This window comes from Shewanella frigidimarina NCIMB 400, from assembly GCF_000014705.1.
GTDB classification, from domain to species: Bacteria; Pseudomonadota; Gammaproteobacteria; order Enterobacterales; family Shewanellaceae; genus Shewanella; species Shewanella frigidimarina.
This window is the reverse complement of record NC_008345.1, coordinates 4,176,001-4,202,575: the sequence shown is the minus strand read 5'-3', so window position 1 is coordinate 4,202,575 and position 26,575 is coordinate 4,176,001. Positions and strand designations below refer to the sequence as shown.

Genomic DNA, 26,575 nt, shown 5'->3' with positions numbered 1-26,575 from the left:
AATATTTTTTTACATTTTAAATTAGTAAGTTATGTAGTTCTGGATCATTTTGTTGCATCTTTGTTGCCGCTAAATGATGCAGGAGCGCACTTTTAATGTGCAACAATACATCGGCGTTAGATATTCGCTTATATTGAGTAGATTAGCGTTTTGCTGTGGGATAGTAGGTGGTCTGAGGTGGTCTATATTATTAATTTAACTCGGGCATCTGGATAACAGAATAAGCAAAGCTGAAAAATAACCAATAAAAAACCTCCACAGAGGAGGTTTCTATCAAAAAAAGACTGAGCGTATAATTAATTAACGCTATCTTTTAGTGTTTTACCAGCTTTAAACTTAGGCACAGTAGCTGCAGCAATTTGAATTTCTTTGCCAGTTTGCGGGTTACGGCCAGTACGTGCGGCACGTTGAGTGGTTTCAAAAGAACCAAAACCAACAATAGAAATTTTATCACCATTTTTCATGGCTTCAGTTACCGCTTCTTCGAAAGATTTTAGTGCGCGGCCAGCTTCAGCTTTAGTTAGTTCCGCATTTTCAGCGATTTTTGCAATTAATTCACTTTTGTTCATATTGATATTCTCTGCTTTCCATAGAAGTGTTTTTTAAAACATGAATAACATGCCACAAGCCATGCTGGTTTAAAAGCACTTTATCCCATAAATTCAGTATCTGTAGTGGTTTTACAGCAAAATCAGTACAAATAATGTCTTTTTTCGCTCTGTGGTTATTCTTCTAGCAGTTGGTAAAGAATTTTCTTTACTAACTGTGGTTCGAAAGGTTTATCACATAAGGCGTTAACCCCAGCACTAAATACATTACTTAGGTGGGTATCATTGGCTTCTGACGACACCATTAGAATCGGGATATGTGATTGTTGACTGTGGTTACGGATATATTGCGTTAATGCTAATCCATCTACCGAAGGCATGTTGTAGTCGGTTATCACTAAGTCATACATGTTTTCTTTCATCAGATTGATAGCCTGCTCACCATCAACCGCTTCAGTAATCAGTTGCATCCCTAAGTTGCCAATAGTGCGTTTAATCACATTACGCGCCATTCGGCTATCATCAACCACTAACACCCTGATGTTATGCACGTCAAAGTGGCTTAAATCCAGCTCGTCGTGGCTGAGTAAATCAATGGTTGAATTAAGTGCCGTGGCTAAATGCTCTGCATTAAATGGCTTAGGCAAAATGGCGACAACACCTGATTGCCTAAAGATTTCGAGTTGTTCACGGCGACACTCACTGGAAACCAGCATAAATTGAATATCATTTAATGCGGGGGTACTTTTGATGTACTGCAGTAGTTCTGTGGCTTCACCATCGACAAAATGCAGCGCACTGGCGATTAAGTCAGGTTTATGGCGTTGAATAATTGTTTTGGCTTCAGCGATCGTTGCGGCAGTTTGAATGCTGCTCACTCCTTCTTGCTGAAGACGTGTAATGATAATTTTACGTTGAGTCTCTGAAGGCTCAAGTAATAGGATGGATAATTCACTTGGGGATAAACTAGTCATAATTCACGTTCCACAGATATATTTATTATTATTTTGTTGTTTTAATGTTGCGCGCATGAGCGAATTATACACTAAAAATGGCCTGAGGATGGCAGTCAGACCAGAGTAATAGCATTTTATGCTTACTTTTTAACGAGATAGTTTCTAGTCACGTTAGAGAGTCCAACCCACCATTGAAATACCACCACGCTCAACAGTAACAACCACAGTGGGATCAGTGGAATGTTATAACCTTGAAACACCAGTTTTACGTCATCAGGGGTGATTTGATAAGCAATCACTGCTGTTGTAGTCATCGCTGCAAGTCCGAGGCTTTGTAAGCCTACATAACTTATCAACAGTACTTTTGTCCATGCCGCACGTTTGATTAAGCCAATGAAAACCGGTATTACTCCCAGTGTTAATAAATCATATGCTTGATAAGTTGTCGCGCGCCAAATAGCAATAAGAGTGAGTACAACATACAGTGAGATAAGAAGCATGACTCTAATTGGTATTCGGGGGGCTGCATTTTGGTTCATATTGATCATCTAGCTGGAAAATTTGAGGTAGAATATCTCACAAAATAGAGTGATGGATACATTTTGATGACAGAAACACATTTTTGGGCGCTAGTAACACGAGATCAACCGGAGCAGTCTTCTGCTGATCTTGAATTGCGTTTACGCGAACAATTGCAAGTCTTAGATGATGAGGCGCTAAAGACATTTGATAAAATGTTAGGTCAACAGTTACGCCGTAGTTATTTATGGTCAGTTTGGGGCGCGGCATACATCATTACCGGTTGCGACTCTGACTATGCCTTTGCCGAATTTAGATGTTTTTTACTGTCGTTAGGTCAGCAATGGTATGACAAGGTTATTGCTAATCCTGATTGCTTGGGTGAGTTAGCACAATGGCCGTTAGTGGATAATTATGCTTACCCATTTATGGAAGACTACGATTTAATTGCAGGTAAAATTTACGAAGATCGTAATGGGGATGAGTTGCCGTTTATGCCATCAGGGCTGAACACACCAGTGGGCAAAAAATTCAGCACCAAGCCAAAAGTGATGCGTCAAACCTATCCTTTATTAAGCGCACGGTTTCCTTTTTAGCGGAATGAATATTCATAATAGGCCTGTGTTAAGCGTTGGTTCAGCTTAACAGGCCTATAGTTATTACATATGATGCTGGCTAGATGGCTAACATTCAATTTAATGACGATTATCCGCATTGCAATATGACAACAACAGTTTAGATAAACGTTAAACATGACGTGCTGAATTGATTGTTTAACCTACCGTTTGAAGTGGTTGTGTTGTAAGTGCCTTAAGCCCTTTGGAGGTCTATTATGAACGTAAAATATTTACTGCTTGCACCGGTATTGGTATGCCAAGTTGCTCTGGCTGAAGATGCGCCAGAACTGAACCCGGTTACCGAAGTGGGGATGGTTAAAATTGAGTGGCAAACTCCAAAAGATTTTCGTGATATCAAAACTTCAAATGAACTTCAATCGCGCTTTGAAAACCGTTTATTTGAAACCTTAACCAAAAACATCAATAAACAAGCTGAAAAAATCCTTAAGCCAGGGCAGACTTTGCAAATGCAAGTGACCAACCTTGATTTAGCTGGAGACATGCGACCAACATTTGGGGCTACGCCAGGTGATTTACGTATTGTAAAAGATTTATATCCACCCAGAGCGACGTTTAGTTACAGTGTAAATGAAGGTGACAAAGTCATTATTGCTGGAGATGAAAAAATTATCGACATGAGTTTTATGAATAATACGCGTAATTTCAATAACAGACCGTTTCAATATGAAACCAACTTATTTGATGATTGGTTACAAAAAACGGTAGCTCCCAAATTATAAGCTAAGCAATGTCGATTGTTTTTCATGCAGGTAAAATCCATTTGAAGCGATTTTTGCCTGCTTTTTGGCTTGGGCGCTTAACGTTGATATTTGATATTCTGTTGCTTGTTGGGTCACCAATGGCGGTAAAACCCCAATGGATAATGAAACCAAAGGGTATTGGAATTGCAGTCCTTGCCTGTCTTGGGCTTGCATTGTTTGCGCCTGCCAGTGATCGCCATTGTAAAAACTCATTTTCTGTTGCTCAAATAATTCAATAATTGTTTGGCAATTGGCTAGCGTGTCGTCTTGCATGCTTATCATAACAAAATCGTCCCCACCAATATGGCCAACAAAACAATGTTCATTTTGATAAGGCAGCAACAAGTTTGCTACTAACTGAATGACTTCATCCCCACGCCAAAATCCATAAATATCGTTGTAAGGTTTAAAATGGCTTAAATCTAAATAGGCAAGATAGTAAGATTTTTTTTGTAGCCTTAAGCGTTTTAGCTCTTCTTGTATTGGCACATTTCCTGGCAAGTTGGTGAGAGGGTTTGCGTGTCGCGCCATTTTTATTCTATGTTCAGTAATACGTTGTAATAAATCTTTAGTATGGCCAATGCCAATCAACTGCTGATTTCGCAAAATAATGAACTGTTGCGCCACCGTGTTGACTGAATCTGAGGTAAGTAATTGACTGACATAGGTAAGCGGTTCGTTGGCGTCAATGTGTAACACCTTGGTGTCCATTGCCATTTTCGCAGGGCGGTTTTCGTGTAATGCACGGCCATAAGGTGTACTGAATAGCTCGAGTAATGTGCTGCGATTGACGATACCTAATGGCTTGTTATTTTCGGTTACCACAATGGCTTGTAATGCTGGTTGTTCAGCAAAAGTCTGACTGATTTTTTTAAGTTGTGTACCAGGAGATACTTTTATGGCGTTGGTGCATAAACTTTCAGCTGTTTCACAATAACGAGAATTAGGTTGAGCTATGAGAGTGCTCAGTTCACTGCTAAATTGCTGGTTTGGATGGAGAGCTGGTCGTCCAAGAAAGTAGCCTTGGCAATAGGTTACCCCTAATTGTTTTAGAGTGGTGAGTTCCTCATTGGTTTCAATGCCTTCTGCGATCACTTTACAGGTTAAGTTTTGGCATAAATCGACAATAGAGCGGACAAACTCTTGTTTTACCGCGGTGGTATCTATTTGATGAATAAAATGGCGGTCGATTTTGACATAATCTGGTGCTAATTCAGACCACAAGCGTAATCCAGAATAACCGGCGCCTAAATCATCAATAGCGGTTAAAAACCCTTGATTGCGATAATGGTTTAAACAGGACTTTAGCAAGTCGATATCGTCGGCAGGATATTGTTCTGACAATTCAATAACCACATCCGACGGGTTGATCCCCAACTGTTTAATAAGCTGTAGTGTCATGCCTTTTGGATGATTGGGATCGAGCAATGCTTTTGGTGAAATATTAATAAATAGCTTGCCATTAAGCTGGCGAGAGTGAAATGCATTAATTGAAATGCTGCGACATAAGGTTTCAAGTTCGCTTAATAAGTTTTGTTTTTCGGCGGTAGTAAATAGAGCGAAAGGCGTGTGTAACGGGCTATTTTTAGGGCCACGACTGAGCGCTTCATAACCGTGCAATTGATTTGTTGAAACATTAAAAATCGGCTGGAATACAGCGTCGATAGATTGCTGTTCTATGATGTGATCAAGTTCGCTTACTAGCTGTAAAGCCGTCATCTTTGCGTCTCATTTTATTAATTACCTAACGGCATTGCGTTTGGTATTGTTACCAATGAGAGACAAGTCTATTGCGAAAATATGACAAGATTATGTCATATGATGGAAAGCTCCTAATAAGAAAGTATTAGGGTCTGTTGATCTTTGTTAGTTAAATTTTGTTCGAGATAAAAATGTGTTAATCGAGGTGATTGGTGCCTAGCAATCTAAGCAAAAATCTCTTCAATAAGATGCACTCAACAAAGAGTAAAACGTTTTTAGTCGAACCTTTCGGGCAGTGTTTGTTAGTCATTTCTACTGCGTTATCGGCTCTTTGTATAGAATAACTACACGACAAAGCCTCTGCCTTGTTTAAATGACTAACAATTCGCCGCAAAAACAACTTTGAAAGATCAACAGACACTACGAGCTTATCGATTATTTGGCGAGTTTAAATATTTGTAGTGTTTGAAGTAAGGCCGCAAGCTTTTTGACAAAGGCTTCAAGTGTTTCAGGTGCAACATGAGTGCTGCTCTGCATCGCATCAAATTCAGCAACCAATTCTTGTACATAAGGTAAGAAACGATTACTACTAGTTGTAAAACCTTGCTCTTCGGTAAAAATAGCTACAAACTTGCCGTGGCCTTCTTTACGTAATTCATCTAGGCGAGCATCTGAATCAATGGCTTGTCTATAGGCTATTTGCAGGTTTTCTTTTATCTGTAGAAAAACATTGGTGTACGGCATAATTGCCTCATAGTGCATGTGCAAAGAATAACGTTAATTATAAGGAGCTAGTATGCAGGCAACAAGAGAAAGTCGGCTTATTTTCAATATCAATTTGATTTATGGTCGCTTACAGCGAAATTGCTACGGTTTAGTCGCATTACTACTGTGTTTTACATCCACATCGGCAGCTGCGTTGGATTCTCCGGTATTCTATAAAATTGAGTATCAGCAACAGCAAGCGTATTTATTGGGCTCCATTCATGTTGGTCGTCAAGACTTCTATCCACTAGCACAGCATATAGAATCAGCATTTAAACAATCGGATGCACTGGTTGTTGAAGCAGATATTAGCCAAGGTGATACTGGAGCGTTATTGCAACGCTATGGTGGTTTGCCGGCAGAGATTGCCGCAGACGTTAATGCGACTCGGCAAGAGTATTGCCAAAGTCATCAAACCTTGTGCCAAGCACTGGCACCGTATGCACCTTGGTTGCAGTCTGCGCAAATTAGCATGGGCCGTTTTGGGCAATTAGGTTACAGCGCAGAACAAGGTGTCGACGCTTATTTTATGGCAAATCGCAGTGGTAAAAATGTAGTTGAGCTTGAGAGTATTCAGTTTCAATTTGAATTAATTTCATCATTTTCAACCGCGACTCAACTGCAAATGCTTGATGATTCGATTAACGCTAGCGATGCTGAAATGCTTGATTTAATCTACGCTTGGCGCCAAGGCGATGGTAATGCTCTCGCAAACATTATGGAATCGCAAGCGGGCGATGCTGATGAACTACTCGAAAAACTGTTGTGGCAACGTAATCACACGATGGCGCAAAAAATCATCCAGTTGTTACAAAGTAAAACCCACAAACAATTATTTATCGTGGTGGGCGCTGGCCATATTGTCGGACAGCAAGCCATTCCTGACCTACTAAAACAGCAAGGTGCAACGATTACTCGTTGTAGCTTTTTACAGTGCTAATGTCGATGTAGCGCGAGCTATTCAAAAGGCAAGCTATTGAAAGTAAAATGCTAAAACAATGGGTTTATTATGGAGTCGATCGGCCTACAAAGTGAATGTAGCGCCCAAGCGACAAATAAGGTTCTTGTTGCGAGTAGGCCAACTCCATTTCAATCAGTTGATGTTTGTCGAAGTTAGGTGGCAGATTATTTTTCAAGTAATCATTGATAACTCTTACCCCCGATTGACTCACCATCGACAGTTGCCATTGGCTAAACCAACTGCGGACATCTTCAATATACAGCGGGTGAGTCGGCGTTAATCCGACCTTCTTTTTGACCTTAAAGTCACGGTTAACATAGTCAAAATTACCTGATATTAAGCTATGAAACCGTAAGGCTTCTTTATTAAAAAACATCAGAGAAAATAAACCATGAGGTTTTAGCAAACTCAATAAACCTTGCAAGGTGCTACGAGCATCAATTAGCCATTCTGCTACCGCATGGCAGAGAATGACATCAAATTGACCATACTCTTCAACGGTTAATGCTTGTATTGGGCTGTGGATTAACTGTATCGATAATGCGGTATTTGACGCTTCAATCTGTTGCCGTGCTAGGGCAAGCATTTGTTCTGAAATATCACACAACACAACATCATGACCTAAAGCCGCTAGTTTTTGACTCAAATAACCAAAACCGCCACCGGCATCTAAAATACGTAATCGTGGTTTGCCAAGGCTGGCTAGGGCAGGTGCTAAGTCGCGCCATAATACTGCAGCACGGATTTCACCTTTAGTGGTACCGTAAATATTTTGGGCAAACTTTTGGCTAAGTTTATCGAAGTTTTTATCTTGCACTGTATCGGCTACGTTAAGTCATTTAAGTCGGGTAATTGTCGCATTTTGGGTTGAAAAAGGTAAAGGTAAATTAGCTGTAGTAAGTGAGTTGTCACAACCATTGTGTCGAGTATTTTTTGTGTTGATGGCATCAATATATGTTGTCTCGACATGCTGTTTTAAACGCATTAAGTAATTAGCGGTTTAGCAACTGCAAGAGTCTAAGGTATAATCATCTATTAATCGTTTTGCAGCACAGCTTTTTTGCTGCCTACTTTAGGGTACAACATTGTGAGTCACGACTACGCTATCGAATTAAAAGCGATGCCTTCGCTTTTGTCTTTGTATCGCAAAATCCTGTTTGGACGTAAACCGGGATGGAACCAACAACCGCTTCCGAATATTTATGTACAAGCGTCGAATGTGGTGTTGTCCCAAGATAAAATTAGCCAATATGCTGCGGTATGCAGTTTTGAATATGACGGTATGACGTTACCGCCAACGTATCTGTATGTCTGGGCATTTCGTTTGCATGCGATGATTTTTACCCATAAAGCGGTGACATTTCCGTTACTTGGCATGCTTCATTTAAAGAATAGTATTAGTGTCTTACGCCCAGTACGAGCGGATGAAACCCTAATAGTACAGTGTGAGTTAACCACAAGCCGTACTACCGATGCGGGGCTTGAGTTTGATTTGGTGTCTAAGGTGTTTGTCGGTGAAGAGTTAGTTTGGCAAGCGCTATCAACTTACTTATATCGTATCGAGTCTGCTGGGCGTCGTGCTCGTCCGCCTAAAGCGTCAGAAATGGTATGGGAAAACGTTCAGCAATGGCGCTTAACCGATGATCTCGGCCGTCGGTATGCTAAAGCTTCTGGCGATTATAACTTGATCCATTTACATCCATTGTTGTCAAAACGCTTTGGTTTTGAGCGAGTGTTAGCGCATGGAATGTGGTCTAAAGCGCGGGTGATGTCTCAGTTAATGACGTTTGTTGGCGATCAACCATTTCAAGTTGATGTTGAATTTAAACTGCCAGTATTTATGCCGTCTGAAGTGACGTTTGCGTTTGAAAGTATTGAAAATGGTAAACGTTTTGAAATGCGTGATGTTAAAGGCCGCCGACCTCATTTACAGGGCAGCATCACTTATTTATAAGCCCTTTGGTTAGCTAACTTTATCTATTAATAAAAAGGCTCAAGTCGATGACTTGAGCCTTTTTATTGCTAACTGCAAAGCTTACTTTTGATATATGTGTACATCGCGTTGCGGGAACGGAATACTAATGCCTTCCGCATCAAAGCGTATTTTCACTGCGCGAGTAATGTCCCAGTATACTTCCCAGTAATCATCGGGTTTAACCCAAGGCCTTACAATAAAGTCGACTGACGATTCGCCCAATGTGTGGAGTTTCACTATCGGTTCTGGATGCGCTTGCACCTTAGGGTGTTGTTCTACAATACTTTTTAATATGGTTTCTGCATGTTCAACATTGTCGCTGTAGCTAATGCCAAAAGTCATGTCTACTCGACGCTGATGCTCTGCGGTGATGTTGTTAATGGTATCGCCCCAGATTTTATTGTTTGGAACAATAAGACGTTGGTTATCTAGCGTTTTGATTGTTGTTGATACTAGGCTCATATGGCTGACGCGACCGGTAACATTAGCGGCATTGATTAAGTCGCCGACATCAAATGGACGATAGATTAAGATCATCATGCCAGAAGCGAAGTTAGACAGGGTATCTTGCAGTGCAAAACCAATAATGACTCCCGCAATACCAAAACCCGCGAGTAACGGCCCAAGCTCAAACCCGAGCTGTGATAAGGCAATCAATAATCCTAGGGCAAACACTATTTTACTCGACAACGAGATAAAGAAGTCTTGCAACAGTTGGCTAAATTGTAATTTCGATGCACGTACTGTTTTAGAGATAATTTGTGTAACAATTTTGGCGACTAAACTTGCCGCAAATAATATGAATAGAAACACTAAAATCTTAAAGGTTAAACTGGGTCCATTATTAATCGTCTGATCTTTAATGACTTTACCCCAACCTTGTAGCAGGTTAGACGCGACGCTAAAATTCAATACATCTTGGGTGATATCACCAGAAACACTAAACAATGTTTGTTTAAATGGTGCCACGTTCTGGCCTAATGTTTCGAGTATTCCCGCTGAAACCGCTAAGCTAGAGCTGCTTTGCTCCAAGCGTTCTTTTAGTGCCACCACATCAGCTTTTTGTTCGCTGGTGATATCTGCACCTGCATCAGCGGCTTCTGCAACGGCTTTTTGTAATTCATCTTGTGTGTAATGCACTAAACTATCAAACTGATCCGCTCTATTGAGCATAAACTCGGTCAATTTTTGCTTTTGGACACTCACATCTATATTCAGTGTTTCTGCCCACTGCAGAGTGGTTAATTGTGCCTTGAGATAATGGTCGCGTTCAAATTCTCGTTGTGAAATGGCTAGGATTTTTTGACTGTCATCATCTAGACTTAAATCAAGACGCATGGTCATAATTTGGGCGTCTAAGTACGCACTGACATTCTCTAAAAAGGCCAATTGGCTTTGTACTAAGGTGACTAGATATTGCTGGTCTGCGTCTGGTGTGGCAATAAGTTGACCAATTTTGTCGCGTAATTCAGACGACTTGTTTTTAATGCGATATTCAGTAAATGTACGCAGTTCACCTTTTGCCTTAAATAGTAGCTTGGTATCTTGCTCGATTGTTTGTTGTAAACGGCTGATTTGATTTTGAGTATCAGTTAGCTGACTAGTGGCAACAATCGGTATCACAGCATCTTGTTCTGCACGAAGAGATAGTGTCGTAAACACTGCCGATGTGAATAATAATAACGTTAGTAAAATCCGTAGCATGTAAAGTTGTCCTAGGGCTCTGAGTTGCGCCTATGATAATGGAAAAATCCTATAGGAGCCAAATACAGTAATTGGTAGGTTAATTTGTTACACTTGCCGACATTATTGAACTGAGGAAATTATCATGTCGCTGCAATGTGCTCATTGCTATAAATCTTTTTCAATTGCGAAGGTGAATGACAGTCGCGGGAAAGGTTTGTCAGTAGAAGTTCAATGCCCTCATTGTGCTGCATGGCTTGGGCATAATAAATATTTGTCAGTTGTTAAAATAGTAGGTTTCTATGGTGGGGTTATTGCTGCTGCAGTAGGCTATTTTGTTGAGGGTGTAACCGTTATCACTACACCATTGATTATTTTGGCTGTTATTATGGTGGGTTTATCTCATATTATGGACCACTTGCAGCTGATTGAAGTGCCTGAAAATGATCCTAATGCAGAGACGCATGCGAAATAAGTTTGTTATTTAACTTCAATAACTTGGCTTTCTAGTGATTCTTCAACATAGTAAATCCCGCCTAGCACGACAACCCCAACAATGATCATGACTAAAATGATGCCAATATTTTCTCTAATAAATTGTGCCATGGTGTTTGTCCTGTAATGATGATGTTTTACACATTCATTATGGTATGGGTAATAGCTTAAGCCTATCTTAAAAATAACGTTTTAGTTACCCATTAGTTGTTAAGGTTAATTGTTAATGAACGCGATTGTGAATGGGTGTCATGAATTGTCACAATCTAAGTGTTGCTTTTCCGCTGCGGTCTTTTACACTAATGCTCACTTTTATTAACCTGGTGGAGTTGTTCTGGTGAGTTCCCGCATCAAAATGAGACAAACTATCGCAATCTGGCTAAGTGCCATTTTGATTGTGTTGTCTATTGCTGCGTCTGCACACTCAGTTAAACATCTTGATGACGGGGTACAAAATCATTGTACTTTGTGTTTTCATCAGCATCAGCTTAATAAAACGCTTCACTCTTCCAATTTAGTTTTTGCCGTTTCTAAGCAAACGTTCGAACGCCAACAATATACGCTGCCTTTTTTACTTAGCGTATTCCAAGCCTACTACCAAAGTCGTGCCCCACCTGTATCTCGTTAGTCCAACATTGTAATAATTTATTTTCCGTTATCTGCCGGTTTATTCTAAACCCAGGTAGGCGGCTACTTGTTGTATTTTGGAGATATTATGTCTGCGTTAAACACACGTGTTTCGTTATTGGCACTGGCTTGTGCTGTGAGTTCGTATTCTGCAATGGCAGAAGATTCTAGTTTAACTAATCCTAGTATTAGTGCTGTGCTCGATGGTTATTATCAAACGGGCGACCGACCATTAGCTGAGCGTGCTGAAGGTTTTGGTTTAGGCGAAACTGAGTTGGCATTAAGTGCCAATATTGATGAAATGTTTTACGGTAAAGTGACCGCAGTTGTTGAGTCTCATGACGGTGAAACAGAGCTTAATTTAGAAGAAGCCTTTATCCAAACGTTAGCGATGCCGTACGGTTTATCAGTTCGTGCGGGTCGATTTTTATCGGATATTGGTTATTTAAATAATCAACATTTACATACCGATGCATTTACGGATCGTCCAGCGGCCTATCGTGCATTTTTAGGTGGTCATTATTTTGATGATGGTGTTCGTTTAAATTATGTGGCCCCAACAGATCTCTACTGGACCATGGGTGTCGAAGCGTTTAAAGGCGAAAGCTTACGCGCTGCAGATGAGCACGGTGAGCGTGATTTTGATGATGTTGGCGTGTATACCGCATTAACCAAAATCGGTGGTGACATTGGTATCGAGAGTTCTTGGCAACTAGGATTGAGCTATTTGCGTAATCAGAATGGCCAAGCTTATGCCGAAGATGAGCACGAAGACGAAGCGGCTGATGAAGGACATGCTGAGCATAGTCATAGTGCATCTTACACAGGCGAAAATACCTATATTGCTGACTTTGTTTATAAGTGGGCACCGAATGGTAATTACAAATATCAAAACTTAACCGTCAGTGGCGAATATTTTAGAGTCACTGACATTTTTGGTATGGAGCCAGGACATATTCTTGAGGCAGATCATGAGGACGTTAGTACCGATGACTATCATCAAGGTTGGTACGTGAGTAGTGTGTATCAATTTTCACCAAGTTGGTCTGCTGGGATTCGTTACGGGCAAATTGATACTAATGAAATCCATGACGATCACCTCGATCCACAGAAATTAAAAGAGTCAGAAGTCAGTCTTGCTTGGCATAGCAGTCATTTTTCGACCGTGCGTTTGCAATACACTCATCAGACTGGAACTAATTTCGATGGTTTTGAAGATGATAATATCTTTACTTTACAATATGTCATGTCATTAGGAGCTCACGGTGCGCATCAATTCTAAATTGCTTTTAGCAGTGACTTCAATGTCGCTGCTGTTTACCGCGACAGCTAAAGCGGAACTGAACGTGTTTGCATGTGAACCTGAATATGCCGCATTAGCGCAAACTTTAGCACCCGATGCTAGAGTGTATTCGGCCACCACAGCGATGCAAGATCCACATCAAGTACAAGCAAGACCAAGCTTGATTGCTAAAATGCGCCAAGCTGATTTAGTTGTGTGCGCCGGGGCCGATTTAGAAATTGGTTGGTTGCCAATGTTACAAATGAAGTCTGCTAATCCTCAGGTTAATTCAACGGATAAAGGCTTGTTTTTTGCCGCAGATCAAATTGATACCTTGGACAAGTTAACCAAAGTAGATCGTTCAATGGGCGATGTGCATGCAAAGGGAAATCCTCATTTGCATTTAGACCCCTTGCGGATGTTGACCGTTGCGCAGACCTTGAGCGCTAAGCTTACTGAAGTTGATCCAGAAAATGCCAGTAAGTATGCCCAGTCGTTGAGCGACTTTAGCCAACGTTGGCAGGCTAAAATGCCGCAATGGCAAGAACAAGCTAAAAACTTAGCCGGCAAAAAAGTCATCGCTTATCATTCGAGCTTCCGTTATTTATTTAATTGGACTGGAATAGAGCAAGTGGCAGATCTTGAGCCTAAACCTGGCTTAGCACCAACCAGCAGCCATTTAGCCTCATTACTTACTCGTGCTGAAAAAGGCGATGTAATGGCGGTAATAGTGGCATCATACCAAGATGAGCGAGGGGCTAAATGGTTAGGTGAACGCGCAAATCTGCCGGTATTGGTGTTACCGATGTCGGTAGGTGGTAACGATGAAAGTAAAGACTTAATCAGTCTATACGATAGTCTGCTGACATTATTAAATGGAGTGAAATAACACTATGTTTGATGTCGAGCTGCTGTCTATCTTGTTGCCTGCGTTAGTGGCAGGGCTATTAGTGTTATCAACTCATGTGTTGTTAGGTCAACAAGTGCTAAAGCGTGGCATTATCTTCATTGATTTGGCTATCGCTCAGGTTGCTGCATTGGGGGCAATCGTATCGCACATAGATCATCGAGTAGAAGAGTTACCGTTTGCTCATGTATGGATGCCTGCGCTATTTGCATTAGCAGGTGCGGGTGTGATCGCTTGGATGGCAAAACGGTTAGTCGGTGAACTCGAGGCATTTATTGGTTGTTTTTATGTGCTCAGTGCGGTGGTGGCAATGTTATTGTTAGCCAATGATCCTCATGGAGCTGAGTTATTAAAGCAGTTAATGTCTGGTCAAATATTGTGGGTGAGCTGGTCTCAATTAGCATTACCTGCAGTAGTCTCTGCAGGTATTCTTGGGGTGATCATCGCTAAACCACGGATATTAGATGGTGCAGGTTTTTACTTTTTATTTGCATTAGTGATTACTTTGTCGGTGGAGTTAGTAGGCGTGTACTTAGTCTTTAGCACGCTTATTTTACCGGCATTGGCATTAAATAAGTATCAAGGTAAAACCAAGTTAGTATGGGCTTATTGCGTCGGCATAGTGGGCTATATTGCTGGGCTACTGTTGTCTGCTAGCTACGACTTGCCAAGTGGTGCCGCTATTGTTGCAACGTTAGCATTAAGTGCATTGTTATTTAGAATGTTACTTAAGCTACGTTCACCAGCATCAGCACATCAACCAGCTAAATAATTATCTACCATCTAGCTGTCATATAAACTATGTTATTCTGCCCCACATCACAGGGGCAGAATATTTCAGCGTACATATGTAAACAAAACGTTGAGTCCCTAGACTAGCATCGTTATACTGACGCCAATTTTATTGCAGGAGTATGCTGTGCTGCTTATCGCTCGTTCAATCATTCTCGCCGTACTTTTGTTTTTACTCTTTGTATTTTCGATTGTTTTTTGCCTTTTGCGGCCAATGCATCGTAATAATGTACATGTAATTGCCAGTATATTTGGTTCTGTTGCACCAATATTAGGCATTAAGGTCATTAAACGTGTTCATCCTGTAAGTGCTACATCGGAACCTTGCATTTATCTTGCGAATCATCAAAATAATTTTGATTTGTTTACTCATACGTCAGTGGTACCAAAAGCGACTGTTAGCTTAGGTAAAAAGAGCCTTGCGTGGATGCCGCTATTTGGTCAAATTTATTGGTTATCAGGCAATATTCTTATTGATCGTAAAAATCGGCACAGTGCTTTTGATACTATGGCTAAAACCGTAGAAAGAATGAAGAACAAAGGACTGTCGGTATGGATATTTCCTGAAGGGACTCGTTCTCGCGGTCGCGGATTGTTACCGTTTAAAGTGGGAGCATTTCATACAGCAATAGCCGCTCAAGCGCCGATAGTACCAGTATTAGCTTCGTGTCAAAGCCATATTAACCTTAATCGTTGGAACAACGGTGTGGTAATTGTGGAGATGATGGAACCTATCCCAACGGCTGGCTTAGATAAAAATGATGTTAAAGCCTTAAACACTAAGGTGCATCAATTGATGTCAGCACGTTTAGTTGAGTTAAATAAAGAAGCTGAAGCGTTAACCTTAAAAGCTCGAACATAACCACTGATCACCAAACATCTCTGGCAAGCTCGCAACTTGTGTCAGTTTGGGTATAATTGATTAAATTTTTACGAGTCCTATTTACGGAGTAATCCATGTCTGTTGAGCGTCAGTTAAAAGAGCAATTTGCTGAGAATCTTGAAATTGTTGATGCCTTACTTGCTGATGGTTCAGAGCCTGATGCGGAATATACGATTGAACATCATTTTTCGGCGACTAATTTTGATCGTTTAGAAAAAGCTGCTGTTGATGCATTTAAGCTTGGTTTTGAAGTGAATGATGCAGAAGAAATGGAACTTGAAGATGGCTCAATTATTTTCTGTTTTGACGCCATTGCTAAGCATAAGCTAGAAGTGCCCTTACTGGATAAAGCATGTGAACAGTTGATTCTCGTGGCGGGCAAGCAAAAAGTAGACTATGACGGTTGGGGGACTTTTTTTGTCGGTGATGAAGTTGAAGGCGATGAAGAAGACGACGAAGATTATGACGATGAAGATGAAGATGAGTCTGATGGTGCATTCCACTAATAAGTCGACAATCTAATTCCATAAAAAAACGCTCATCGATGATGGGCGTTTTTTTATGGATAACAAAAAGATTTTATAGGCGCTTATTTATGGATAACGCTTTTGTTACGGCCTTCTTGCTTAGCTACATATAGGGCTTTATCAGCACCCGATAACCAGGTTGAGCTATTATCTATTTCGGAATCTAAATCGTTAATGCCCAAGCTTACGGTGACTTTTATAAGGCGGTTTTCGAATGCGACTTCCGATGCTTCAATACGTTTTCTTAACCGTTCGGTAAAGTTGAGAGCTTCTTCTGCAGTGGTTTTAGATAATACCACCCCAAATTCTTCTCCGCCATAACGGCCAGCACAGTCAGTGTCACGCAACGCTTGCTTTAACAAATAGGCAATATGTTGGATCACTTTATCACCGGCAGGGTGACCATATTCATCATTAATACGCTTGAAATTATCAATATCAATCATCACCAATGATGCTGCATCGCCATAGCGAGAATAACGATCGAACTCTTTTTCCATGCAACTTTGCCAATGACGACGGTTATGCAAAAGGGTTAGACCATCGGTTTGACTAAGTTGTTCAAGTTGCTCATTAGCGGCTTTAAGTTGCAGTTTATTAACCGCAATATCAGTCACATCATAGACAATAATGCTGATGTGAGTTATTTGCCCGGTTAATGACGCTAATGGCAGTAAGGTAATGTTTTGATACATAAAATCTGCTCGGCCAGTCACCGGGCGATAGTTTTTAAACTGGAATACGTATGGGCGCTGTTCCCAACTAATAAAGGTGCGGTTTTTAAGTAAAAAAACCGACTCCATTTTATGTTTTAACCACGTGGCTGGTAAGTCGGGAAACTTTTCAAATAGATTACTACCTTTAATGGAATTGGGTGAGACACCACTGTGGTTTTCCATAAAACCGTTCCAAAGTTGGATATTATAGTCGCGATCGAGCACTACTAAACCAACCTCAATGGTTTGTACCATATCGATTAGCCAGTGGAGTTCGTTCATCGCACTTTGATCATTTGACATAAAAAGTATCCAACATTAGTCGAGTAAATAGCCAAGTTTGTAGTTCAGCGTAGGAATTGAGTCTTCAGTAAATAGCAGCAGAAGATCACATTCAATATTGTAATCTTCTATTCGATAGTTAATTTCCATCGCGAGAGTGCGCTGCCATTTGTCAGAGTTGTCGTGAATGAGTTCGTTGACACTGCAGTGCCTGCCAAGTACCACCGGATGTGTCTGACTGAATTTCATGTCAAGTTGTTCAGAAATACCATTTAAAAATGCTCCAATGAGCACATTACCTGTGTCCATCATCACTTCTATTTCAGTACTAACGTCATTTGGGTTTTCTAATCCCATTAACTTGGCCATATCTTCAAAGCTAGAATCATGAAACAGTAATAACGCTTCACCTGCGATACCTGCACCAATAAATCCTTGGCAAAGCCCTGAGACTGTTGAATTTCGTTCGGTTGCTTTTAAGGCCATCGTTAATTCGCTGACTTCAAGCACATTAACGTTAGGGATAGGCAATAGTACAAATACATCCAGAAGCTTAGCGAGTAAGTCTGCGGCTCTACCCATCGCTACGTTGGCTATTTCTTGACATGCATCACGCATATCAACTTTCATCATTGGTGTTTCTTCAGCTTTATTACCCTGAGTAAGGGTCAAAATACCGTACTCTTGCAAAATATGGCTGATAGCCTCTGCACTAACGGGTTTTTGAATAAAGTCGAGGGCGCCTAATGCTTTGACTCGTTCATGAGCCTTAATTTGAATATCACCAGACACCACAATAATCAATGCGGGCAAATCTTGTTGTTGTACCGCTTGGAGTACTTCGTAACCATCCATGACTGGCATGTTGAGATCGAGAAACACAATCTCACCTTTACCTGCGCGAATAACTTCAAGGCCTTCAGCGCCATTGGTGGCGTAACTAATTTCAACGTCCCAATCTTTGGGGAGAGTTCTTGCCATTTGCTTTCTAGCGAGTGCAGAATCGTCGCATATTAATATTGGAATGGTCATTGTTGCTGGTCTTCCTTATTTCGCCTTTAGGGAAAAAACACTCATTAATGCAACCGCGAACGGAGCGAGGCGGATAGTTATAATTATAAGACTATTTACAGCGATTTTTTTTGTTCGTTAGTGCATTATACTTATTTGCTTACAATATTGATAACTTAGTTTTAACATACTGGTCAAGTTGGCAACATTTTAGTGGCAGTTACCACATTGTGATCAATGTCATATCAAGCTGGCATAATATTTAGTGTAGAAGCATGATCATGAAGATGGAATGGCTATACCTATATCGATGATATATTAGGCTAACACTCAATGTATATTGTTCAAAATAAAATGTGGCAATATTTTGACCAACGCCGATTATTTGTCATGTTATTACTATTCGCCAGTTAGTCCAGATATGTTAGCCTGTAAACTGGACTGACCAGCAGCAGGGTGTTTCATGGAAAGAGAGTTAATTAAGTTAACAGTAGATAATGGCATTGCCCATGTTTGCTTAAATAGACCCAGTAAAATTAATGCACTTAATGTTGAAATGTTTACTTCGATTGATAATGTGATTAAACAACTCCGTGGTGATAAACGAATTAATGCGGTTATTATATCTGGCGCAGAAGGTAACTTTTGTTCTGGCTTAGATGTGAAGAGTGTCGCGAGTTCACCCACAAGTGCATTAAAGCTTTTATTCAAGTGGTTGCCTGGCAATGCAAATTTAGCCCAACGTGTGTCTTTGGGATGGCAGCGTTTGCCTGTTCCTGTCATTGCGGTTCTAGAAGGTTGTTGCTATGGCGGTGGGATTCAAATTGCATTGGGTGCTGACATTCGTATTGCTACGCCAAGCTGTAAGTTGTCGATCATGGAAGCAAAGTGGGGGCTTGTGCCAGATATGGCTGGTTTGGTGGCATTAAGACAAATTATGCCGAAAGACAAAGCCTTGATGCTGACCTATACCGCGGATATTTTAACTGCCGAGCAAGCGCTTGAGCTAGGTTTGGTAACTCAAATAAGTGATAACGCTTATGAGTGTGCCACGGCACTAGCCCAAAAAATAAGCCGCACTTCCCCGGATGCTAATGCAGCCATTAAACGCAGCATCAATCAAAGTTGGACCGCCTCAGTGCGCAGCCTATTAGCCCGAGAATCACTAAGCCAAATAAGATTGTTGCTGGGTAAAAACCGCGTGATTGCAGCAATTAGACAAACTAAAAATCCTGATAAAGCCTATCGTTCTCGTCAATCTTGGTGGTAATGATTTGTTTTCGCTAATGCTCTATTTTTAGTCATGGCTACGCTGAATATACTATCTTCCGATAACTGTTCTGGAAAAGCCTTCTATTTGATCGAGGGCTTCTTCCCAGCCACTAGGGCTGCTTAAGTCCAAGCTCATTTGGTATTGGCGATAATACTTAGCAGGTTTCACTTGATTGTAGTTGAGGCGGGTAGGTGCTTGTTCAATTGAATTCGGATGTGCATCAGCAGATTGAATATCTAGGATCGGGATCGACATGGTGACTAATTGCTCGGCGATCGATTTACGCTGACTTTGCGGATCAATTAAGTACTCAAACTCGCGATAAGCATTGACGATGACTAGCACATCAGGGGTAGGGATTTTTTTGTCATAAAGCAGATTCGTGACCATGCCGGCTGTGTCATCAATAACAATTAGAATCTTGCCCCCAGGAAATAAACTGGTGGTTGAGGTTAATTGGTTTAGGGCTTCATTGAGATTACTTTGTTGAAAATTTCGTAGCTCAAGCAACTGAGATGACTCATACTTTGGAGTGCTTTTATTGCTGGTTAATTGCAGTTGTTCGGTGCCTGCTTTAGTGACTTCTTCAGGTTTTGTTGCATAGTTAGGCCGATACAGCCCTTTTGCTGGCGTTAGGCTAATACTTGCCCAACCGCGAGCATTAATATTGGTTCGTAAGTAGCTGGCTAAGCCTGCTGCATCAGCATCGGTGTCAGAGGCTGCAATAATCATCGCCGAACCAAAGTGTTTTTTACTCTGCCAAGACCTTACAAGCACTTCAGTTTGTTTACCGTCAATAGTGATAAATTTGATTTCATCGGCAGGTAAGTGACCGTAGGGTTGCTGTGCCTTTGCGCTAGGCGCTGCCAGCAATATGCTTATCGTTACGATTAGTAACTGACTAAATTGTCCTAGTTGCACTATAACCTCGAGCGAATGAAACCATAATGCGGTTAGCTTAATGTATAACGGCGAATAAAAACAATGCCCTGATATACAGGGCATTGGTTACACGACATGATTACTACAATATTGTTTAATGCTTGTTAGCCGTTATACGTGGCTGACAAGTACCATACGTATTGCATCAAGCTGTAATTGACTGTTATCCATGTAGCCAGTTATCTCGGTCATTTGATTACGAATATATTCTAGCTCGTCTTCACGAATGTTCGGATTTACGGCTTTTAGGGCTTCAAGTCGTTCCAATTCGCCTGTAAGTTGCTGAGTCATTTTAGCGCGGGCATCCACGACTAGCTGCGTAAGCGACTCTTTTGCATACTCTTCACCTTTGGCCAATAGCGGATGCAAAATAGGCTGTGAGGCATTGACGAGCTTGCTAGCGATGTGACGATTTACCGCACTTAGCTGTTTATCAAAACTGGCGTAGTCCACTTTGTCTGCCATGTTAAGACCATTTTTATCCAGTAACACACGGATAGGTGTCGGTGGTAAATAACGGTATAACTGAGTCGATTTTGGTGCAGATGCATCGGCCATGTAAATTAATTCTAAAAACAGAGTGCCCGCTGGAAGCGCTTTATTCTTTAGAATTGCCACACTGGTGGTGCCCGTTTCTGAGCCAGTGATTAAATCTAAACCGGTTTGTACCAAAGGATGTTCTTGGGTGATAAATGCAATGTCATCACGAGACAAAGCGGTTTCACGATCAAACGTCACAGTAATACCGTCTTCATTTAACCCAGGATAAGTAGGGAACATCATGTGTTCACTCGGGCGTAAGATGATTGAGTTTTCACCGCGATCTTCTTGATCGACACCAATAATATCCCACAAGCGAATGACCGAACCGATGAGATGAGTATCGTTATCGCTGTCTGATAAGCGCTTAATTAATGCATTAGCACGCTCGCCACCATGAGAGTTGATCTCAAGTAGTTTATCGCGACCTTGCTCCATTGCCTGTTTAAGTTCTTTATAACGATGCTGGGTGTGATTCAGCAATTGAGTCATCAGATCTTCATCGTCGTCGCAAAGTACGTTAATCAGTTCATCGGCAAATTCGTTAAACAACACATGACCGCTCGGGCAGGTGAGTTCGAATGCATTGAGTCCTTGATGATACCAACGCATCAATCTTTCTTGAGCGGTATCGCGCAAGTAAGGCAAATGAATTTGGATATCGTTTTGTTGTCCAATACGATCTAAGCGGCCAATACGCTGCTCTAATAAATCAGGGTTGAGCGGTAAATCGAACAAAATTAAATGGCTAGCAAACTGGAAGTTACGTCCTTCAGAACCAATTTCAGAACAAATTAATGCTTGAGCGCCACCTTCTTCTTGAGCAAAGTAAGCGCCGGCTTTATCGCGTTCGATAATCGACATATCTTCATGGAATACCGTAGCTTGAATACCTTCGCGGGTTCGCAGGGCTTCTTCAAGGCTTAATGCTGTTTCTGCTTGGCTAGCAATAATCAGTACTTTTTTACTGCGATGCGATTTTAGAAACTCAATTAACCAGTCTACCCGTGGATCAAACTTCCACCAGCTGGCACTGTCGTTTTCAAATGCCTGGTAAAGCTTCTCAGGGCTTAATGCTTGTGCTGCTTTGGCCTGTGGCTGCTTGGCACTGCCCATCATGGCGTTAACGCGTTCAGCGGTAACGTACTGCGCAGGCATGTCATGTGGGTAAGCATTAAATAAACGCTTCGGAAAGCCTTTAACTGATGCGCGGCTGTTACGATACAGTACGCGGCCAGTGCCATGGCGGTCGAGTAATTCTTGGAGCAATTCTTGACGTGCCGCTTGCTGTGATTCTGCATCAACATCTTTTGACTGGATCAAACGAATGCTTGGCTCGATGTCTTTCTCGCTAAGCAACTCAGTTAAGCTATTAATTGCGCTGTCGGGTAATTTTTTATCCTGACTTAATGCTTCAGCCGCTTCTGCCACATCTTTGTAGCTTGCTTCTTCAGCTAAAAAAGCATCGTAATCATAAAAACGATCAGGATCGAGCAAACGTAAACGAGCAAAGTGGCTTTGATGACCGAGTTGATCTGGGGTCGCGGTAAGGAGCAATACGCCTGGGACCACTTCACTTAACGCTTCGACGATTTTATAGGCGCGACTTGGTGCGTCTTCTGACCATTCTAAATGGTGAGCTTCATCGACAACCATTAAGTCCCAATCAGCATCTACAGCTTGTTCAAGACGTTTTTTCTTACGCAGTAAATCAAGTGAACAAATAATTAACTGCTCGGTATAGAACGGATTGTCATTGTCGGCATACGCTTCTACGCATCGATCTTCATCAAACACTGAAAAGCGCAAATTAAAGCGGCGGAGCATTTCAACTAACCATTGGTGACGTAGAGTGTCCGGCACAATGACTAAAATACGTTCAGCACGACCAGTAAGTAATTGCTGATGAATAATTAAGCCAGCTTCAATGGTTTTACCTAAACCGACTTCATCAGCCAGTAATACGCGTGGAGCGTAACGGCTACCCACTTCATGAGCGATCCACTGCTGATGTGCAATTAAGCCTACGCGTGGGCCTTGCTGGCCGAGTAAATCTGAGGTGGCTAATTTGTGGCGCAATAACTGACATTGATAACGCACCCCAAAACGTTCGAGGCGGTCAATTTGTCCGGCGAATAAACGATCTTGTGGTTTATTAAAGCGAATATTGTGGCTTAGCATGGTCTCACGAAGACTGACTTTTTCTTGAGTCTCGCTATGAATACCATGATAAATCACCAATTGGTTTTTTTCTTCAAGCTCTTCAATGGTGATACTCCAACCTTCACCGCTTTCGACAGTGTCACCTGGGTTAAAAATAACTCGGGTTAAGGGAGCTTCACTGCGAGAAAACATCCGGTTTTCTCCAGTGGCAGGGAATAGCAGCGTAACCATGCGGCCTTCAACTTGAACGACTGTTCCTAATCCGAGTTCTGACTCGGTATCACTTATCCAGCGTTGACCTAAGGCAAACGGCATCTTTTACTCTCATTTATTGCGTGAAACAAAAAAGGGGGCGTATGTTAAACCAAACCCATCCAGATTGAAATTCTAGCATTGATTTATCGTTTAGATGTTCATTTTTACATCATCTTGACATGTTAGCGTCACATTGACGTCATAGTGTGAAACAAAGGCGATGATGACATTGAGTTCTAACCCGACAAATGGCATATTTTATTAAGGCAGCATTGCTCATGGCAATGGCCTGTTTTCAATAGAGACTTTAATTATCCCTTTAATGTTATACGTTTAGTTAAGTGATACTGATATCTATTCATTGAGAGCACTCTGGAGGCACCATGCAACAAAACGACAAAAAGTTGTTTGTACTGGATACCAACGTGTTACTACATGAACCTTTAGCGATATATTCGTTTAAAGAACATGATGTAATTATTCCCATGACAGTGTTAGAAGAGCTCGACAGTATTAAGGATCGTAAGCGAGATGTGAGTCGTGATGCACGAGTTGCCATACGTGCATTAGAAGATATTCTTGGTGGTCCCACAACCCCGGAGCAAATTTTAAAAGGCGTAGCATTGCCTACTCGCGAAGAACATTCTCAGGTTTCTGGCCATTTATCGATTTTCCCAGATCATCAAGTAGAGTTTATTATCGGCTCGTTGCCTGGAGACAATAACGATAACCGCATTATCAACACCGCCCTGCATTTACAAAAAATCCATTTTCCTCGCACCGTCGTGTTAGTCACCAAAGACATTAACATGCGCTTAAAAGCCAAAGGTGCAGGTATTGAGCGCGTAGAAGATTACCGCAGCGATCAGTTAATTGATGATGTGCGCTTTCTCGCGAAAGGCTTTTATCAATTTTCTGGGGATTTTTGGCAAAATGTCGATAAAGTCTCCACTGAACGTAGAGGGTTACATACGGTTCACCAAGTGCCATTGGAACATCTTGGTAATGAAAACTTTTATCTGAACCAGTATTTAATCGATGACAGTTCAGATTTTTGTGGTCGAGTGGTCAGTAAAACCGATAAACATTTAGAGATGATCGATCGCGGCCGAGATCGCTTATTACATCATGAAGCGTGGGGCATTAACCCAAAAAATATTTACCAAGGTATGGCACTTGATGCCTTGTTAGATCCTGATATTGAACTGATTATTTTGACGGGACCAGCAGGTTGCGGCAAGACGCTATTGGCGATGGCCGCGGCATTAGAATTGGTAGTTGAACGTAAGTTATATGACAAAATTATCGTCACCCGTAATACCCCTGAAATTGCTGAATCGATAGGTTTTTTACCTGGCAGCGAAGAAGAGAAAATGACCCCTTGGCTTGCCGCAATTACCGATACGCTTGAAGTGCTCCATAAAAATGATGTAAACCCAGCAGGTAGCGTTAATTACATAATGGAAAAAGCCAACATTCAGTTTAAATCGATTAACTTTATGCGCGGCCGCTCTATTCAAAATTCGGTGGTTATTTTAGATGAATGTCAAAACCTAACAGCGTCACAAATTAAAACCATGATCACTCGTATGGGTGAGGGGACTAAGCTGATTTGTAGTGGTAATTTAGCCCAAATAGACTCAACGTATTTAACTGCGGTTACATCAGGGTTAACTTATATGGTTGAACGTTTTAAAGACTTTGAAGGCAGCGCCAATATTTATCTTAATGGCGTCGTACGGTCTCGTTTAGCTGAGTTTGCTGAAGAACATTTGTAACGACATTACGTCATAATAAAGGATCAAAAACGAGTTCGGCGTTTTTGATCCTTTATGTTTATTGCACTTTTATTTGGCTTTCAATTGTTTTTTAAAAGCAAGATAGACGCCATTTGTCCACCCAAAACCCTCTTGAACATCATACTCACCGCCTTCAGCTTTCTGTGTTTGCTGACAAACATTGTACTTTTCCATTAATTTACCTGTTTGGGTAAAATACGTTTCTATTGTCGATATCCAGCGTTGTTTAATGTCATTAGCAAGCGAGTTATGATGATAGGTAGATAGTCCCTGAGTGGCAAACCATTGCAATGGTGCCCATCCGTTCGGTGCATCCCATTGTTGCTCTGTGGAATTTACTGTGGTGACGAGTCCGCCAACTTTTAGGAACTCATTCTTAAGGATGTTACTGACTGAGTCGGCCTGCAATTGGCTTGCTAATTGAACATATAATGGCAAAGTGGCAGCCAATGATTTTACCGAACTCATATTGTGACTCTTGATATTGTAATCAAAAAAGAATTGCTGCTCAGGGCACCACATATATTGGTTAATGGCGGTTTTTCTGGTTTCAGCAAGGTGCTCATAGTGGTTACTCTTAAGCACATTATTCAATGAAGAATGGTATTCAGATAATAGTTTTTCTAATTTATATAATAAGCAGTTTAAATCCACTGGAACAATATTAGTGGTATTAATACTGGCTAATGAGTTGATGTCAGATAACCAGCGAGAACTAAAATCCCAACCCGATTCACAAGCAGCACGTATATGTCTAAAAAAAGTATCTTGATTAGCATGTAAACTATTCATTAACTCCATATCTTCGCGATATGATTCAGGTCTTGGTGATGTTGAATCATCCCAATAACGATTCAAAATACAGCCATTTGGCATTTTTACGACCCGTTTGAATTCACTATTATCAGCGGACAGTGATTCATTTCCCTGCATCCAAAACTGATATTCTGTTTCAATTGCTTGGAGATGTTGAGCTAAAAACAGCTTTGAATTGTTTTGAAAGGGAAGTAATAGTTCTAACATCAACCCTAAAATAGGAGGTTGAGAGCGGGATAAATAATAGCTGCGGTTGCCATTAGGTATACAACCATATCTTTTCTGCAGGTCGACGAAATTAGTGAACATAGATTCGACAATATCAACCTTGTTTGCTTCTATTAACCCTAATGCGGTGAAGTAACTATCCCAGTAATATATTTCTCTAAAACGACCGCCAGGTACGATATATTTTCCATTCAAAGGCAATAGCGAACCAGGGATTTGCTTATCTGCTGCTTTTTCAAGTTTGCCCCATAAGGTATCTATATATTTATCAATATCAGCAGAAGGATTATTTATGACGATGCTTTGATATTCTGGTAGTTCGAAATAATTGGCTATAAATTGCAGTAATTCAGCTTTAGATAAGTTGCTACTGATTTTATTGAATTCATTTAGAATATCGTTCATGGCAATGCGTGGAATCGCATCTGCAAACGTTTTACTGTCGGTAAAAATATGACTTATTTGTACCGTTTTAAATAAATCACTTTCAAAAAACATCAAGCTTTGTCTAGCTTGATTGGTTGAATCATAGATCTGTTCCATGAAAAAGG

26 protein-coding genes are annotated in these 26,575 nt (G+C 41.1%); 13 read left to right on the top strand and 13 right to left on the bottom strand.

The window, feature by feature from the left end; genetic code table 11:
- Positions 1 to 296 precede the first annotated feature (296 nt).
- The 3 genes from SFRI_RS18170 to SFRI_RS18160 form a co-directional block, all read right to left on the bottom strand.
- Positions 297 to 569 carry an HU family DNA-binding protein gene (locus SFRI_RS18170; protein ID WP_011638950.1) on the bottom strand — a complete coding sequence of 91 codons (273 nt, stop codon included), beginning with the start codon at positions 567 to 569 and terminating at the stop codon, positions 297 to 299.
- A 155-nt stretch (positions 570 to 724) separates the two neighbouring features.
- Positions 725 to 1,522: a response regulator gene (locus SFRI_RS18165; protein ID WP_011638949.1), complete on the bottom strand. Its 798-nt coding sequence runs from the start codon at positions 1,520 to 1,522 to the stop codon at positions 725 to 727.
- Between the two features lie 122 nt (positions 1,523 to 1,644).
- Entirely contained in the window at positions 1,645 to 2,043 is a 399-nt protein-coding gene (locus SFRI_RS18160; RefSeq protein ID WP_150099391.1) for a hypothetical protein, read from the bottom strand.
- A 66-nt stretch (positions 2,044 to 2,109) separates the two neighbouring features.
- Between SFRI_RS18160 and SFRI_RS18155 the strand changes: the two genes are divergently transcribed.
- The gene (locus SFRI_RS18155) at positions 2,110 to 2,619 is read left to right on the top strand and encodes a DUF4240 domain-containing protein (RefSeq protein WP_011638947.1); all 510 of its coding nucleotides are present in this window, start codon (positions 2,110 to 2,112) and stop codon (positions 2,617 to 2,619) included.
- Positions 2,620 to 2,855: 236 nt separating this feature from the next.
- Positions 2,856 to 3,380, top strand: a complete 525-nt coding sequence (locus tag SFRI_RS18150; RefSeq protein ID WP_011638946.1) for a DUF3016 domain-containing protein — start codon at positions 2,856 to 2,858, stop codon at positions 3,378 to 3,380.
- Here the strand turns inward: SFRI_RS18150 and SFRI_RS18145 are convergent.
- Together SFRI_RS18145 and SFRI_RS18140 are read right to left on the bottom strand one after the other, a co-directional pair.
- Entirely contained in the window at positions 3,375 to 5,120 is a 1,746-nt protein-coding gene (locus SFRI_RS18145; protein ID WP_011638945.1) for a GGDEF domain-containing protein, read from the bottom strand. The genes SFRI_RS18150 and SFRI_RS18145 overlap by 6 nt on opposite strands.
- 417 nt (positions 5,121 to 5,537) lie before the next feature.
- Positions 5,538 to 5,846 carry a hypothetical protein gene (locus tag SFRI_RS18140; protein ID WP_011638944.1) on the bottom strand — a complete coding sequence of 103 codons (309 nt, stop codon included), beginning with the start codon at positions 5,844 to 5,846 and terminating at the stop codon, positions 5,538 to 5,540.
- Positions 5,847 to 5,898: 52 nt separating this feature from the next.
- On the opposite strand from SFRI_RS18140, the gene SFRI_RS18135 reads away from it, so the two are divergent.
- On the top strand, positions 5,899 to 6,807 hold the full coding sequence (locus SFRI_RS18135) for a TraB/GumN family protein (RefSeq protein WP_011638943.1): 909 nt from the start codon (positions 5,899 to 5,901) through the stop codon (positions 6,805 to 6,807).
- A 67-nt stretch (positions 6,808 to 6,874) separates the two neighbouring features.
- On the opposite strand, the gene SFRI_RS18130 is transcribed toward SFRI_RS18135, so the two are convergent.
- Entirely contained in the window at positions 6,875 to 7,645 is a 771-nt protein-coding gene (locus SFRI_RS18130) for a methyltransferase domain-containing protein (protein WP_011638942.1), read from the bottom strand.
- A 303-nt stretch (positions 7,646 to 7,948) separates the two neighbouring features.
- On the opposite strand from SFRI_RS18130, the gene SFRI_RS18125 reads away from it, so the two are divergent.
- Entirely contained in the window at positions 7,949 to 8,782 is an 834-nt protein-coding gene (locus tag SFRI_RS18125; RefSeq protein ID WP_081430172.1) for a MaoC family dehydratase, read from the top strand.
- An 81-nt stretch (positions 8,783 to 8,863) separates the two neighbouring features.
- On the opposite strand, the gene SFRI_RS18120 is transcribed toward SFRI_RS18125, so the two are convergent.
- Positions 8,864 to 10,507, bottom strand: coding sequence for a mechanosensitive ion channel domain-containing protein (locus tag SFRI_RS18120; RefSeq protein WP_011638940.1), 1,644 nt, complete (start codon positions 10,505 to 10,507; stop codon positions 8,864 to 8,866).
- Positions 10,508 to 10,631: 124 nt separating this feature from the next.
- On the opposite strand from SFRI_RS18120, the gene SFRI_RS18115 reads away from it, so the two are divergent.
- Complete coding sequence (locus SFRI_RS18115) at positions 10,632 to 10,961, top strand: hypothetical protein (protein WP_011638939.1); 330 nt, start codon at positions 10,632 to 10,634, stop codon at positions 10,959 to 10,961.
- A 5-nt stretch (positions 10,962 to 10,966) separates the two neighbouring features.
- Here SFRI_RS18115 and SFRI_RS21865 read toward each other — a convergent pair whose 3' ends face one another.
- Complete coding sequence (locus SFRI_RS21865; protein ID WP_011638938.1) at positions 10,967 to 11,092, bottom strand: hypothetical protein; 126 nt, start codon at positions 11,090 to 11,092, stop codon at positions 10,967 to 10,969.
- A gap of 244 nt (positions 11,093 to 11,336) precedes the next feature.
- On the opposite strand from SFRI_RS21865, the gene SFRI_RS18105 reads away from it, so the two are divergent.
- The 6 genes from SFRI_RS18105 (at position 11,337) to rraB (ending at position 15,978) form a co-directional block, all read left to right on the top strand.
- A complete protein-coding gene (locus SFRI_RS18105) occupies positions 11,337 to 11,609 on the top strand; it encodes a hypothetical protein (RefSeq protein WP_041413227.1) in 273 nt (90 codons plus the stop codon).
- Positions 11,610 to 11,696: 87 nt separating this feature from the next.
- Positions 11,697 to 12,890 carry a membrane protein gene (locus tag SFRI_RS18100; protein ID WP_011638936.1) on the top strand — a complete coding sequence of 398 codons (1,194 nt, stop codon included), beginning with the start codon at positions 11,697 to 11,699 and terminating at the stop codon, positions 12,888 to 12,890.
- Positions 12,874 to 13,779 carry a metal ABC transporter solute-binding protein, Zn/Mn family gene (locus tag SFRI_RS18095; protein WP_041413226.1) on the top strand — a complete coding sequence of 302 codons (906 nt, stop codon included), beginning with the start codon at positions 12,874 to 12,876 and terminating at the stop codon, positions 13,777 to 13,779. Before SFRI_RS18100 ends, SFRI_RS18095 begins: the two co-directional genes overlap by 17 nt.
- Before the next feature lie 4 nt (positions 13,780 to 13,783).
- The gene (locus SFRI_RS18090; RefSeq protein WP_011638934.1) at positions 13,784 to 14,569 is read left to right on the top strand and encodes a metal ABC transporter permease; all 786 of its coding nucleotides are present in this window, start codon (positions 13,784 to 13,786) and stop codon (positions 14,567 to 14,569) included.
- Positions 14,570 to 14,716: 147 nt separating this feature from the next.
- Entirely contained in the window at positions 14,717 to 15,451 is a 735-nt protein-coding gene (locus SFRI_RS18085; RefSeq protein ID WP_011638933.1) for a 1-acylglycerol-3-phosphate O-acyltransferase, read from the top strand.
- A 95-nt stretch (positions 15,452 to 15,546) separates the two neighbouring features.
- A complete protein-coding gene (gene rraB / locus SFRI_RS18080) occupies positions 15,547 to 15,978 on the top strand; it encodes a ribonuclease E inhibitor RraB (RefSeq protein ID WP_011638932.1) in 432 nt (143 codons plus the stop codon).
- Between the two features lie 83 nt (positions 15,979 to 16,061).
- On the opposite strand, the gene SFRI_RS18075 is transcribed toward rraB, so the two are convergent.
- Together SFRI_RS18075 and SFRI_RS18070 are read right to left on the bottom strand one after the other, a co-directional pair.
- Positions 16,062 to 17,018 carry a GGDEF domain-containing protein gene (locus tag SFRI_RS18075; protein WP_011638931.1) on the bottom strand — a complete coding sequence of 319 codons (957 nt, stop codon included), beginning with the start codon at positions 17,016 to 17,018 and terminating at the stop codon, positions 16,062 to 16,064.
- Between the two features lie 15 nt (positions 17,019 to 17,033).
- Entirely contained in the window at positions 17,034 to 18,029 is a 996-nt protein-coding gene (locus SFRI_RS18070) for a response regulator (protein WP_011638930.1), read from the bottom strand.
- Positions 18,030 to 18,471: 442 nt separating this feature from the next.
- Here SFRI_RS18070 and SFRI_RS18065 point away from each other — a divergent pair, with 442 nt between their 5' ends.
- On the top strand, positions 18,472 to 19,278 hold the full coding sequence (locus SFRI_RS18065) for a crotonase/enoyl-CoA hydratase family protein (RefSeq protein ID WP_011638929.1): 807 nt from the start codon (positions 18,472 to 18,474) through the stop codon (positions 19,276 to 19,278).
- A gap of 51 nt (positions 19,279 to 19,329) precedes the next feature.
- On the opposite strand, the gene SFRI_RS18060 is transcribed toward SFRI_RS18065, so the two are convergent.
- On the bottom strand, positions 19,330 to 20,202 hold the full coding sequence (locus tag SFRI_RS18060; protein WP_041413225.1) for an alpha/beta hydrolase family protein: 873 nt from the start codon (positions 20,200 to 20,202) through the stop codon (positions 19,330 to 19,332).
- A gap of 132 nt (positions 20,203 to 20,334) precedes the next feature.
- Positions 20,335 to 23,241, bottom strand: coding sequence for an RNA polymerase-associated protein RapA (rapA, locus tag SFRI_RS18055; protein WP_011638927.1), 2,907 nt, complete (start codon positions 23,239 to 23,241; stop codon positions 20,335 to 20,337).
- A gap of 323 nt (positions 23,242 to 23,564) precedes the next feature.
- Between rapA and SFRI_RS18050 the strand changes: the two genes are divergently transcribed.
- Positions 23,565 to 24,959 (top strand): PhoH family protein, encoded by a 1,395-nt coding sequence (locus tag SFRI_RS18050; protein WP_011638926.1) that lies wholly within the window; start codon positions 23,565 to 23,567, stop codon positions 24,957 to 24,959.
- A 69-nt stretch (positions 24,960 to 25,028) separates the two neighbouring features.
- Here the strand turns inward: SFRI_RS18050 and treF are convergent, their stop codons facing one another.
- Entirely contained in the window at positions 25,029 to 26,567 is a 1,539-nt protein-coding gene (gene treF, locus SFRI_RS18045) for an alpha,alpha-trehalase TreF (RefSeq protein ID WP_011638925.1), read from the bottom strand.
- Positions 26,568 to 26,575 lie beyond the last annotated feature (8 nt).